At 68.7% G+C, this 12583-nt stretch carries 11 protein-coding genes and 2 pseudogenes; 10 read left to right on the top strand and 3 right to left on the bottom strand.

Going from position 1 to position 12583, the window contains the following annotated elements:
* Positions 1 to 338: 338 nt before the first annotated feature.
* The 7 genes and pseudogenes from ACZ3H8_RS36240 to ACZ3H8_RS36210 all read left to right on the top strand — a co-directional run bounded on the left by ACZ3H8_RS36240 (position 339) and on the right by ACZ3H8_RS36210 (position 6454).
* Positions 339 to 1211 (top strand): AAA family ATPase, encoded by an 873-nt coding sequence (locus ACZ3H8_RS36240; protein WP_467409053.1) that lies wholly within the window; start codon positions 339 to 341, stop codon positions 1209 to 1211.
* A 1011-nt stretch (positions 1212 to 2222) separates the two neighbouring features.
* Positions 2223 to 2360 carry a hypothetical protein gene (locus ACZ3H8_RS36235; protein WP_467409052.1) on the top strand — a complete coding sequence of 46 codons (138 nt, stop codon included), beginning with the start codon at positions 2223 to 2225 and terminating at the stop codon, positions 2358 to 2360.
* Between the two features lie 226 nt (positions 2361 to 2586).
* Positions 2587 to 3189 (top strand): hypothetical protein, encoded by a 603-nt coding sequence (locus ACZ3H8_RS36230; RefSeq protein ID WP_467409049.1) that lies wholly within the window; start codon positions 2587 to 2589, stop codon positions 3187 to 3189.
* A gap of 531 nt (positions 3190 to 3720) precedes the next feature.
* Positions 3721 to 4389 (top strand): hypothetical protein, encoded by a 669-nt coding sequence (locus ACZ3H8_RS36225; RefSeq protein WP_467409048.1) that lies wholly within the window; start codon positions 3721 to 3723, stop codon positions 4387 to 4389.
* Positions 4386 to 4733 (top strand): hypothetical protein, encoded by a 348-nt coding sequence (locus tag ACZ3H8_RS36220; RefSeq protein WP_467409047.1) that lies wholly within the window; start codon positions 4386 to 4388, stop codon positions 4731 to 4733. Before ACZ3H8_RS36225 ends, ACZ3H8_RS36220 begins: the two co-directional genes overlap by 4 nt.
* Positions 4734 to 5710: 977 nt before the next feature.
* A pseudogene (locus ACZ3H8_RS36215) lies at positions 5711 to 6040 on the top strand (DUF6083 domain-containing protein); the annotation flags it as partial.
* Between the two features lie 162 nt (positions 6041 to 6202).
* The gene (locus ACZ3H8_RS36210) at positions 6203 to 6454 is read left to right on the top strand and encodes a hypothetical protein (RefSeq protein ID WP_467409108.1); all 252 of its coding nucleotides are present in this window, start codon (positions 6203 to 6205) and stop codon (positions 6452 to 6454) included.
* A 7-nt stretch (positions 6455 to 6461) separates the two neighbouring features.
* On the opposite strand, the gene ACZ3H8_RS36205 is transcribed toward ACZ3H8_RS36210, so the two are convergent.
* Together ACZ3H8_RS36205 and ACZ3H8_RS36200 are read right to left on the bottom strand one after the other, a co-directional pair.
* A complete protein-coding gene (locus ACZ3H8_RS36205; protein ID WP_467409044.1) occupies positions 6462 to 6608 on the bottom strand; it encodes a hypothetical protein in 147 nt (48 codons plus the stop codon).
* A gap of 8 nt (positions 6609 to 6616) precedes the next feature.
* Positions 6617 to 6760 carry a hypothetical protein gene (locus ACZ3H8_RS36200; protein ID WP_467409043.1) on the bottom strand — a complete coding sequence of 48 codons (144 nt, stop codon included), beginning with the start codon at positions 6758 to 6760 and terminating at the stop codon, positions 6617 to 6619.
* Between the two features lie 180 nt (positions 6761 to 6940).
* Between ACZ3H8_RS36200 and ACZ3H8_RS36195 the strand changes: the two genes are divergently transcribed.
* The gene (locus ACZ3H8_RS36195) at positions 6941 to 9763 is read left to right on the top strand and encodes an NACHT domain-containing protein (RefSeq protein WP_467409042.1); all 2823 of its coding nucleotides are present in this window, start codon (positions 6941 to 6943) and stop codon (positions 9761 to 9763) included.
* Positions 9764 to 9839: 76 nt separating this feature from the next.
* Here ACZ3H8_RS36195 and ACZ3H8_RS36190 read toward each other — a convergent pair.
* Positions 9840 to 10142: pseudogene (locus ACZ3H8_RS36190) on the bottom strand (chitinase); the annotation flags it as partial.
* A gap of 230 nt (positions 10143 to 10372) precedes the next feature.
* Here ACZ3H8_RS36190 and ACZ3H8_RS36185 point away from each other — a divergent pair.
* Both ACZ3H8_RS36185 and ACZ3H8_RS36180 read left to right on the top strand, forming a co-directional pair.
* Complete coding sequence (locus ACZ3H8_RS36185) at positions 10373 to 11179, top strand: ThiF family adenylyltransferase (protein ID WP_467409040.1); 807 nt, start codon at positions 10373 to 10375, stop codon at positions 11177 to 11179.
* Positions 11180 to 11991: 812 nt separating this feature from the next.
* Complete coding sequence (locus ACZ3H8_RS36180) at positions 11992 to 12132, top strand: hypothetical protein (protein WP_467409038.1); 141 nt, start codon at positions 11992 to 11994, stop codon at positions 12130 to 12132.
* Positions 12133 to 12583 lie beyond the last annotated feature (451 nt).

The raw sequence follows: 12583 nt of genomic DNA, 5'->3' as shown, positions 1-12583 counted from the left end.
GATTCAGCGATACCTCGTACCGGATGGAACTATTCGGTAACGGGCGCATCATCTGCGGGGGCGGAGTGCTTGGAGATGTACACCGACAGCATGCAATGTGGGCGTCCCACGACGGCAGGACACCACGGCGGGGGCCGGTGGGCCGTCACTCACCGCGCCGGCGTCCCCCCTCGATGCCGCTGGCCCTTGATCGTGAACCAGGGATGCAGAAAGCCGTCGCCTCCCCGGGCGGGTACCCGGTGATGAGTACGGAACAGGCGTCACCGCCACAGTGTCCGCTGCTGTCCGCATCGCCTTGAGGCTGGGCACAGCAACCACATCCGAGAGACAGGCGAGGAGTGCGTACTGCTGGGGGCGTGGTCGAGGGGCGTACCGACCGGACTGTGCTACGCAGCAACGTATTTGGCAGGGGCTCGATAGTCTTCCGCCAGGGGAAACAGGGGTGGAAGTTGTATCTGGGGCGGGTCAAAGCCAGGGGTTTCAAGTCGCTGCTGGACATGGATGTTCCGTTGCGGCAGGGCGTCACGGTGGTGGTGGGTGAGAACAACGCGGGCAAGTCGAACTTCATCGACGCCCTGCAGTTGTTGACCGACCCGTTGGACGGGCGGCGCAGCAGGTGGCGGGAGGCCGACGACGTCCATCCCTGGGCCGAGGGCGGGGCGGAACTGACCGCGGTGTACGGAGGGTTGGAGCCTGTGGAGGCCGGCACACACCTGCAGGCGCTGGTGGGTGCGGCCGAGGAGCCCGGCCTGCCGGACGGCCACCGGGCCCGCTACACCGTCCAGTTCGCCCGACCGGCCGCCGACGTCAGACCGCAGCGCCCCGCCTGGTCGGCGGGTCGGCTGCTGGATGACCCGGAACCGGAGGCACGCCGCACGATCCGGCACGTCTACCTGCCGCCGACGCCCAACGCCCAGCAGGAACTGGCCTCCAGCGCCGGAAACCGGCTGCGGCTGATCCTCGCCGCCGAGCTGGGTGCGGAGGAGGCCATCAAGGACTTCGAGCGGGAACAGGCCGACCACTTCAGGAGCCTGGAAGAGCACGAGAAGATCAAAGCGGCCCGCAAGAGGATCATCCAGTCGGTGACGAGCCTCGGCGATACGAAGTCGGTCTCCCAGGCCCAGCCGCCCAAGCCGTTGATCAAGCTTCTGGGACGCTTCGACGCGATGCCGACCCGGCGCGAGCAAACGCCGTCAGCGCCCGGTCGGTGATCCCGGCCCGGGGCACAGCACACGCTGCGCATGTTGTAGGTCTGCTGCGGACGAGCCGACGTACCGCCGGACGCTGGAATCTGGCACGTTGGGAGCGCGAGCCCGAGAACCGCCACGAGAATCAGCAAGCGGAGCGGCGACGCATCCAACAGCCCGCGTCCGGAACGCAGGACTCCATCCGCGCCGCAGCCGCGGCCAAGGCCCGCGTCCGGAAGCGCAATCGCCGCGGCCGCCTCATCGACAGCAAGTCCTGGAACCGCCACTGACTACCAGGGCGCAGCCGCCTAAGGCGGCGACCGGGCGGGCTTGAGCCGGGCCGCAGCGCATGACGGCCAGGGTCGGACCCCACCTGACACGGGTCTGGCCGTCACCCGGAGCTGCTTGCTGCCCTCCTGCCCTGTCAACACTCAGCCGTCCCTCAACAGACGAGGAACCATGACTCTCCGGACCGCGACAGTGGCAGCCTGCATGCTCTCTTTGGCGCTCACTGGCTGCGCCACCTCCGACACCTGATCTCCAGCGGCTTCGGCCAGCGCGACGAGTTCGTGTGGGTCACATCGCTCGTTCGAAACGACTCCAAGAAGGTCGGGCAGACCGTCACCGTCCAGTTCAACATCCTCAATCAACCGGCAAGATCATCAGCAGTGAGAGCCAGGTTGAGTCATTCAGCCGTCCGGAACAGCTGCTCGTCGTCGGTACCCAGGCCAGCGTTCCGGCGAACGAGAAGGCCGTGAAGGTTCGAGGCCACCCTCCTCGTCGAAGGCAATGGCGCCTTCTCCGGCAAGCCGTTCCCCGAGATCAGCACCGGCGCCGTCACCATCGGCAAGGACGAGTACGGCGAGACAACGGGAACCTTCGAGATCAGCAACCCGGCCAACGCGCCGCTGAAGAACGCCCACGTGGGCATCATCTGCTACGACACGAAGCAGACGGTCATCGGCGGCGCCGCCGAGTACCCCGACCTTGTTCCTGCCTCGGGGAAGATCCGCATCGATTCCACCCTAAATACACGTGGCACTCCCGAATACACGTGGCACTCCCGCCAAGTGCGACGCCTACGCCGACCAGGCATCTGACCACCAGCGTTGGGGGCTGACCGCCGACGTCGACGAGATGGCCGCGCTGAGGGTGCGTGCGAGTCGGCAGTAAAAGCGAGTTGCTCCAATGGACTCGTCATGATGAACAGCTGGAGGCAGGCAACTGCTGTATCGGGACCCGCTGATGAGGGAAGCCATCCGATGGGAGCCGCTTGTTCGGAGTTGGAGGCCTTGGCTGCCATGCGTGATCACGATTGACGAGTAGGTATGGCAGGCCGGGTGTGGGTGCAGGCATGTGCTCGCGCAGCATCATGTGAACGTGCGGGGGGACGGACGAAGTGTCGTTCGATGAGGAATGGGGCCGGCTGAAGGCTGCCGCGGCAGCCAGGCAGGACTCGGTGCAGATGCGGTTGAACCAGGCGCCGAGCGGTGGCGATCACCCTGGTGGTTCAGGAGCCGGTGGCGAAGGGTTCTCGGCGAACGCCGCGTCCATCAACGGCAGTTCGCATGTGCTCATGGAGATCGCGGGTCTCCTCTACGAGGGTCGGATGGACGGCGAGAACGCGACGATGTGCCGGTCTCCGCGCGCGCATGCGGATGTGGCCTCGAACGTCGACATCTTCGCCCGGTTCGCGAAAGACCAGTACAACGACATGGTCGTCCTTCTCGCGGCGCTGTCCACCAAGCTCAAGGCCTCGGGCAACGACTACACGAGGACCGACCAGGACGTCCAGGGGCGGATGAACGCGATGCTGGACTGCGGGCGCTATGTCGCCCCCCGGGGACAGATGATCGGCTGTGGCATAGGCATACCGCAAGGACGTGGAGTTCCTCGAGGACGCCAACCCGGCACTCATCGACCGCAACGCCGCAGAGTTCCGACGCCTCTACACGCTGATCGAGTCGACCGACGATGCCTTCCGCAAGGCGTCCAAGGTTGACTGGCAGAGCGAGGCCCGCGACCTCTACGTCAATCGGCTCAAGGAGAGCAAGAGCATCGCCGACGCCCTCTCCGAGGCCTTCCGCAAGGCAGGGACGGCGCTCGCCACGTATGCGGACGCTGTCACCACCGCCCAAGGGCACTACAAGAGCGGCAAGCACACCGAGGGAAAACTCTCGGAAGTCATGTCCCGCGAGGCCGAGGCGATCACCCCGACTGCCCGGGCCGCTGAGCCCCTGCGGCAGTGGGAAGACCTGCGCGGGACCAGCGGCGTGCTGGACTTCCTGGCCGAGGTGACCGTCGACGTGGACGCGATCCGCGAAGAGGCTGAGGGCTACTACAACCAGCCAAGGGCCACTATGGCGATGCCCTCCGCGTCGAGTCCGAGGCGCGAGAGAAGTGCATCGCCGACATCAAGGCGGCGTACAAGTCGATCCCCGACTATCAGGGCACCATCCCGAATGCGGAGGAGTTCCTCAAGGGGCTCGGGCCCCTGCAGACGGAGGCGCGGGAGGCGAGCGACAACCCGAACGTGCAGCTGCCGGGCTCGGGGCCGAAGGCCGATGGGATCCCCACGGTCGGCAGCAATGTCGTGGTCTCCGAAAGCCTGTACCGCATCTCGACGCGGGTTGACGGACTCCCGGATGGCCAGGGCAACAACTACTGGCTGCCGTCGAACTCCGACGAAGGGCGCCGCGAATACATATCCGGCAACAAGGAACTCATCAAGGCCGCGGCAGCAGACTCGGGCCTCCCGCCCGAGATGGTCGCAGGTATCGCCTGGCAGGAAGTCCAGGGCGACCCCGGGGTCCTGGACGATCTGGCCTACGAAGGACGCAAGATCCTTCCGGGCAGCGAGGACCCCGACCGGACCTCGATGGGTCCCATGGCGATCCAGGTCCGCCGGGCCGCCGAGGTACTCGGCTACGATCCGCACAACCTCACCGACATGCAGCGCAGTGTCATCGTGGATGCGGTGAAGGACCCCGCGAAGAACATCTTCATTGCCTCCGAGTACCTGGCCCAGCTCAAGGCCGAGAGCGGGTTCGCCGACGTGCCGCCCGAGCAGATGACCCGCGCGCAGATGCAGGAACTCGCCGCCCGCTACAACGGCGGCCCCTACTACGCCAGCGACGACGCCCAGGCGTACGGTCGAGGCTTCGACACCCGAGTGGACCAGGCCAAGGAGGCCCTGAGGTGAGCGGCACGAGCTCTTCGACTCAGCAGCGTCAGGCCCCGCGCCTGAACGCACCCAGTCGTGCCGGCACCGTGGTGTGTGCCGTGTTCCTCGCCCTGGGACACCTGATCACCCTCTACGTCGCGTTCCTTGCCTACGCGGCCGAGCCCGCAGGACCCTGGGACAGAGAGACCGTCTCCCACTCAGGGTTCGCCGCGGGCCTCGCCTTGGCCCTGTGCGTTGCGACAGCGCTCCTTACCGCCCTGTTCGTGAAGGCCAGGTGGCTGCGCGCATGGTGGTTCATCCTCCCGGCCGTGCTGGCCACTGCTGCGTTCCTGCGACTCACGCTCCTCGCCCCCGAGCTCTGACGGTGCCCGGTCACGGGCGGGTGCAGCACCGTGCGACGATCAGTCACTCGCCCACCCTGGCGGGGATGTTGCTGGTGGGCCTTGTCCGGGGCGCAGGAATGCCCAGTGGACGTCGTCGGTCTGCGGGTCGCGGCTCCATTCTGTGATCGTCCCGGCTGCGAGGAGTTGGTCGAGGAGCGGGCCGAGGCCGACGGGGCCGATGCCGCATGCCCTGCTGAGGCGGTCGGCTCCACACCGGTGCGTGCGTGGCGGGGGGAGTGGTGCGCCTCCAGTGCCAGTGCGGCCAGCCGCACACCGGCCGCCAGGTGCCTCAGGGGCGGGCGTGAGGTGATGCGCAAGACCCAGTCGGCGCCCTGGAGACGGTCGGGACGCCCGGGGGACTGGGTGAGAGGGTCGATCAGCTGGGCTGCGACAGCACGGGGTGACCTGATCGAGGAGGTGCAGCCACCGGTGACGTTCAAGCTCGCGCCAGGCAGCCGCAGCGTGCTGGAGGCGCATGCCGCGCAGGAATCCGGCGGGGAGCCGCACGTGCCCGTGGCCGTTGGAGCGCAGGGCGCACTGAATTGCCAGCAGTCGGGCTTCGGGGCTGGTGCCGGTGGGGAGTGCGGATGCGAGGTAGCTGAGCATGTCCTGGACGCGGACCTGCTCGGACGGTCCGCGCGGCCGCCCTGCCCGCTTCCTCTGACGGCCCAAGCCCCGGCCGTCCACGGGTAACTGCCGTGGTGGCGGGCCGTTGAGGGCGATGTCGGGGACAGCGGCCGCGTGGGGGGTGGCGGCGGCGCATGCGGCGCAGACGTCGGCCAGGCGCCAAGTGCGGCCGCCGTGTTCGCGGGTGAGCGGAAGCCGCCGACTAGCCCCGGCGCAACGGCCGGGACAGTTCACCTGATCCGGTCACCGGCATCGCACGCGCCTGCGACGAGTCGCGCATCAGTTCCAGCGCATTGGGCCGATCGCCGGACATTGACGGCCCGGGCACCGTGCCTGCGGCGCGTCGCCTGCCACCTTCGCGGCCATGTGTTCCCTCACCACCCCGTCCAGCCGCCGCTGGGACGGCAGCCCCGCCGCTTCTCGACGCCCGCGGGCGCTGCGAGTTGCCGCCGACAGCCCCAGCCGGCTCCTGCGCACCGCCCAGCCTCAAACGCTGCCGTGACTGCGGCCACCGCGTCGACTGGTACACCCGCGCCCATGGGCGACCCGTCGGCCTGCACCCGCAGGAACTCGACGCAGCCGCGGTCCCCGTCTCCTGCCGCTGGCACGTCGACTCCGGCATCGCGCACGCCGCGGGCGACGGCAGCCGGTGGTGCCGCATCCCGCACCCCGTCCTGTGCCCCCGCACGCGAGCCCACCCAGCAGCTGACCCCGCAACTGACGGAACTACGCCGCCGCCTCGCCGTGCGCACCCGCCGCCTGCTCGACAGCGGCGCCTTCACCCCGCCCCCGGCCGGCGCACCGACTCTGCGGCGGAGCCGGTGCGCCGGCCCGCCCGGCCCGTGGTGCAGATCCTGTACGGCCGCTACCTCGCCGCCCGCCCCGTCGACGACATCCAGTGCGTCGCCCAGACCCGCCGACGCCACCGCTGCCCCCACCCGGTCCTCGCCCCCGAGGAACCGGCGGGCATCTGGACGCTCATGAGCGAGGTGGAGCTGGGGCAACAGGCGGTTGCGATACGGCAGCGCGGTATGGGCGAGGTACGCGTCCGGCCGGAGCACCTGCTCGAATGAACCCACCTCAGGGTGCCAGACGCTGCACCACATCGTCCTCGGCGAGCCCGCTGGGGAAGATGACGGCCCGGGTGACGAAGTCGGTCAGGAGCCCGAACAGCTCGGGATGCACACGCCGACCGCTCCGGGTGCCCGCCACGAGGGCAGCTTCCATGATCGTGATCACGTGCCGCCGACGCGCGAGCTCCTCGGCGTCGGGCCGTGGGGCCGGTCACCGGTGGCCTCATCCTCCTCGGTCACCTCGAAGATCCGGTAGAGCCCGGTGACCCCATACAGGCCGGGCGAGGTCTCGTTCGCCTGGCGCACCGTGGCCGCGGGCCGGGAGAGAACGCACAGTCCCCCGAGTTCCCCATTCGTTCCGCGATCACACAGTTGCTGAGCGTATTCTTCGGGCGGGGGCGAGGCGCAACGGGGGGCCGTGCAATGCGGTATGGGCGGCGCGGCATGGGCGGGATTTGGACGATTCGCGGAGTCTGGGTTGCGGCCGTGCTCGTCACGGGACTCGTCTTCGTCGTCGCGGGCGCGAACGGCGATCTCTACGAGACCTCGGGCCTGACCTCCGTACTCGGCCTTGCCGTGTCCGTGACCGGGCTGGCCGTCTCGCGGATGCGCGAGCGCGCCACGGGCGACGGCCGGCCCGCGTCGGACGAACGGCTCGACCGCCTGGCCCGGCAACTGGCCGACGCCGTCGGGGAGCAGTGGACCGAGGAGTGGCGGCTGCGCAGGCTTCAGGACCCCGAGCCGATGCCCGTTCGGTGGACCCGGGCCGAGGCGTGGCTGGCCGACCATCAGGAGAACATCGGCGGTTCGGCGGACCTGAGCGACTGGCTGGGGAACGTCACCGCCGTCGTCGACCGGGTGCCGTCACGGCGGCTGGTGGTTCTCGGCGGGCCGGGCGGCGGCAAGACCGTGCTCGCGGTGCGCTACGCCCTGGACACGCTGGAGCGGTGGCAGCCCGGCGCGCCCGTTCCCGTGGTCTTCCCGCTCGCCGCCTGGCAGCCGGACCGCGAGACCCTGAGCGCCTGGATGGCGGCCCATATCGCGCAGACGTACCCGGGTGCCACCTGGGGCGGCGAGCTGCTGGCCGCCGAGCGCATCCTGCCGGTCCTCGACGGTCTCGACGAACTCGCCGCACCCCTGCGGGCCCACGCCGTGCGACGGCTGAACGCGGAGCTGGACCCCGGCAGTCCGGTGCTGCTGACCTGCCGTACTCAGGTGTACGGGGAGGTGGTGGAGGCAGGGGACGTCTTCACCTCCGCGGCCGTGGTCGAGCTCCAGCCGCTGTCGTTCAAGGAGGCGAGCCGCTATCTGGTGCGTACCGCCCGCCCGTTGAGGGGAAGCGACGGACAGCGCTCGACGTGCTGGGACCCCGTCCTCACGCGGCTGCGCGCACACCCCGGGGACCCGTCCGGCGCCGCCCTGCGACAGGTCCTCGGCACACCGCTGATGGTGGCCATGGCCCGCACGGTGTACGGCGACACCGGCGCCGACCCCATGGAGCTGCTCGACGGCGGGCGCTTCTCCGGCCCGGAGGCGCTGGAGCAGCACTTCCTCGACGCGTTCGTACCCGCGGCCTTCGGGGACGCCCCCGACGCCGACCGGGCCGGGCACTGGCTCCGCTTTCTGGCCCGGCACCTGGAGCGGCGGCGGACCCGCGACCTGGCATGGTGGGAACTGCGGCTGGCACTGCCGTGGTTGCTCAGGCGCCTTGGGCCGGTGCTGCTCCTGGGATGCATGGCGACGGCGGTCGCCGTCGGCCTGGGGGAGCCCACGACACCCCTCGCCTTCGTCGCCGGGGTCTGTACGGGACACGTGGTCCTGTCGCGCGGCCGCACATGGGCGGAACCCGGCCGGGCGGCGCGTTCCGGACAGCCGGCCGAACGGTGGCGGATACCGCGCGAGCTGGTGTTGTCGGTCGCGGTCGCCGCACCCCTGGGGGCCGCCGTCGGTTCCGCCGGCAGTCTCGGATTCGCCTGGGGGGACTTCAACCCGATCCATTTCAACGCGGGCGGACGGCTGGGCCCGGTTGCCGCGGCGATGGCCGCCGGTCTTGTCACCGCGACGATGCTCGCTGTTCTCGGTCTTGCCGGAGACGTCCGCCCGTCCACCATGCCGCTTCTCGGGCGCCAAAGGCTCCAGTCTCCCGTCCTGGGCGTGCTGAGCGTGGCAGCCGTCCTGCTGGCGGCCTTCGTCGCCTTCGTGCTCGGGACCGAATTCGTTTCCGAGCCCGTGTCCTTGGCGATCGGCGCGCTCGCCGGGCTCGTCGTCGCGCTCGCCGTGTGGCCGGGCGTCACCGGCCGGGCGGCGGCACCGGTGATCAGGCGGGAGCGACGCCGTCGTCCCGGCCCGGCCCTGCTGCGGCCGCTGTCCGTCGGTCTGCTCGGCGGTCTGTGTCTGGGTGCCGCGTTCGGCCTGGCCCACGCCTCGACGCTGGGCGCACGGGCTTCGATGAACGCAGACTTCCCGTCCGGCGCCGTCGTGCACCGGACGGCGGACGGAGGCGCGTACGCCCTTACACCGGGTGGCTGGCACTACGGCCGGCACCCGGACGGGACACGGTTCGTCCGTACTCCCGGACCGGTGCTCGGAGTCGTCAGCACGTGGGGCGGCAGGAGTTACGCGAGGTTCGGCGCTGACGAGGTCCGGGACTGCGCGCACGAGCCGGACTGCACGACCTTCTACGGTCCCATCGAGCTGCACCTCTCCCGGGGCAGCTACACGAACGTGCGCGTGGGGCTGCCCAACGGCGTCTTCGCCGAAGACACCGGGTTCCAGAACGAACTGCCACCACGCGTCGAGGACTGGCTGTACGCCGTCCCTCCCCTTCGCCTCTTCGAAGCCGCGCTGACCTTCGGACTGGCATTTGGCCTCAGCATCGGCGTGATCACTGGTGTCGCGGCCGGGGTGCACAGGTGGCTGGCCACTCCGGTCGACATCGCACGGGCGTCCAGCCCACTGGCGGGCCTGCGCAGCGACAGGGCGGCGGCGGTCACGCGGGGCATCGTCGTGATGGCGTTCGGGACCACGCTCGGCGTCTTCCTGCTCAGGTCGCTGCCGATGAGTCAGAACAGCATGGGGCTGCCCATGGTCGTCTGGCTGCCGGTCGGCCTGCTGGCCATCGCCCTGAGCGCCTGGGGCTGGCTGCTCGTCGTCCGCCTGTGGCTGTGCGGGACGGGCAGGCTGCCCTGGCGGCTCATGGCGTTCCTCGACGAAGCTCATCGGCGGGGCGTCCTGCGCCAGGCGGGGGCCGTCTACCAGTTCCGCCACGCCCGGCTCCAGGAACAGCTCGCCGCCGCCGACCGGACGTGACATGACCGCGGGCCGTGGGAGGTGGGTTCTCCCCGGCCCGCGGCCGCTTTGTGGGGGGTTGGCAGCGTTCAGTACCTCAGCAGGAGAGGTTCCCGCCGGTCGGCACGCCCAGGATCGCCGCGAACTGCGTGTACTTGTCCAACCGGCTCTGGACCTGCGCCGGGTTCTTGCCGCCGCACTCCAGCGAGCCGTTGATCGAACGGATCGTCTGGCCGAAGCCGGCCTGGTTCACCATCGCGTTGTGGCCCGTCATCGTGCCCGGCCCGTTCTGGGTGTTCCAGTACCAGAGGCCCGTCTTCCAGGCGACGGCGGCGTTGCGCTCGACCTGGTAGGGGTCGGCGAGCAGGTTGATGCCCAGCGCGTCGCCCGCGTCCTTGTACTGGCCTGCGGAAATATCCCGACGGGGGCAGCTCTCGGAGTTGCGGCTCAATGTGACGGGCGAGGCTGGCGCGCAGTGGGGAGGGTTCTCCCAGCTGACGCAGAGTCAGCCGACGCGGCCCGGTCAGACTCAAGTCATACGCGTCGGCTACCGGTGCCCGCCCCAACCCAGCTGGCCGAGCCGCAAGCAGCACAACAGACCATGGGCTCCCCGACCGCTACGACCGACAAGTGCGCGTCTTCGGTGACCTGGGACAGCAGACCTTCCAACAGATGCACGTCGCTGTCGTAGGTCTTGGAGGTATCGGCAGCCTCCTTACCGAGTTCCTCGCCCGCCCGCCTCGGGGTCACCTCGTCCTGATCGACGACGACACCGTGGACGCCTCCAACCTCCCGCGCCTGACCGGCGCCGGCCATAACAACGTGGGCCGGCCCAAGACCGAACTCGCTGCCCGCCTGGCACACCAGGCCAATCCCAGCATCGAACTCACTATCCTGCGCGCCCGGGCCGAACGCCCCGACGTCCGGCATGAGTTGACCATGTGCGACTGGATCTTCCTTGCTGCCGACGGCGCAGCTGCCCGCCACTTCACGAATGCCACCGTGCACCAGTACCTCATCCCCGCCACTCAAGCCGGCGCGAAGATCCCGGTGCGCGACGGCACCGTCGGGCAGATACACGCAGTCACCCGACTCCTCCTGCCCGGATCCGGATGCCTGTGGTGCGATGGCCTGATCAATCCCACGGATCTAGCCGTCGACATGCAAGCACTCGCCGACCAGGCAGCAGCCCATTACGTTCCCGGCGTTCCAGCAGCCAGCGTCATGCCGCTGAACGCCGTAGCGGCAGCTGAAGCCGCCAGCCATTTCATGCATGCCGTGACGGGCCTTCACGACGACGACCTCGACACCGCCAGCGTCCTGCATCGCCCGCGAAGCCGAGAGCGAGACCCGGTCGTTTCGAGAAAGGACGACCAGTGCAGATGGCGCTCTTCGCATGCATTCCTGGGACGCGGTGACCCGTATTCGACGGATTGAGAGTGTGAAGCTGCTGTGGCTCTCACGTACGAACTAGTGGCTGTAAATGCCGTCCACGAACAACGCTCCACGCGTTGAGCATCGAGTGGTTGGGACGACAGCGAGAGACCAGCAATCCGTGCCACATGTTTCACGCTGGGAGTCAGGCCCGAGACCATGAGCTCGTAACGGGCTTCAGCCTCCCGAGCCAGGCGTTCTGTTGCGTTGCGCAGTATGTTTGCGCGGTACTTTTCGACAGCTGCCACGGCCAGCGTGATGGCGGTGCTCACGATACCGCCGATGAGTAATGACCAGTTAATTTTGGGAGCTTGACCCGCGACGACCGACAACGCAAATGCAACGCTACCGAAGATGACGGCTAGGGCTGTCAGGGAGTGCTCGATGACTTTATTTTTCTGCGCTGGCGTCATTCACCCGTCCCACATTGCGATTCAGGGCCAGGCATCAGATCGTACTTAAGAGGCGGGTGGTTGCGTGGTGATACGGCGGAAGAGGGGCAATCACCGCCACGCGTCAGGCCGAGTAGAAATGCTTGCCGGGACCGGCGGCGCGCGCAGTTGCCACACCTCGGCCGTCATAACAGACCCGCCCCCGCTTGGTACCGGGGCGAGTCCGTCCGGGCCGGCAGTGAGCCAGCGCCACACCGTCCGCTCGGACCCTCCCCAACGCTTCTACCAGCAGCCGCAGGCCCGGCCGACTGTGAACCACGGCCGCGTTGCGCTTTGAAGCCCGGGGCCATGCTGGTGCGGGAGGCCAGCACAGCGAACGGAGGGCGCTGGGACGTGGTGTGAGCCTGCGCCAGGGGCAGCTGCGTGCGTGCTCGGGACGACCTTGCGGCGCGCAACGCTGCCGTCGAGATCCTGGAAGACACCGGCTGCGCCGAGGAAGCTGACGCCTGGATCCGGGACCGCGCCGAAACCGGTGACATCACCGCGAGGAATCCGAACCGTTGACCAGGCTCAGAGACGACCAGCCCGAAGCGGACAGGCAGGGTAGACGGAGACTCGCGCGCACCCGGGCATGGGATCACTGCGGGGGGCTACCCGCGCGGTTCATAACGGTGGGTGGTTGTGTGTTGTGGGTGGTGGTGGTTCAGTTGGGTGATTTGGGAGAGGAGGTAGTGTCGGTGTTCTGTTCTGGTAGGCGGTCCGGGTTCTTTTTCCAGGGTCGCGTCTGACGGTTTGTCAGGAGTCTTCGGTGAATGCCATTCCGGGAATTCCGAGCCCCGCACCCTTTCCTCTAGCCAGCGCTTTTATGAATTCGCGGAGCGAATTCTGTTCGGGAATGCGGAGCATTTCCGAATTCTTGCGTCACGGAGTGACGCAGTATCAATTTCCTTGCGGAGCAAGGAAATTGACTGGCGCGTAGCGCCAGCGCGATGTGTTCGCGGAGCGAACCGCGCGC

This window comes from Streptomyces sp. NPDC002868 (assembly GCF_055563295.1).
This window is presented reverse-complemented; position numbering and strand designations above follow the sequence as displayed.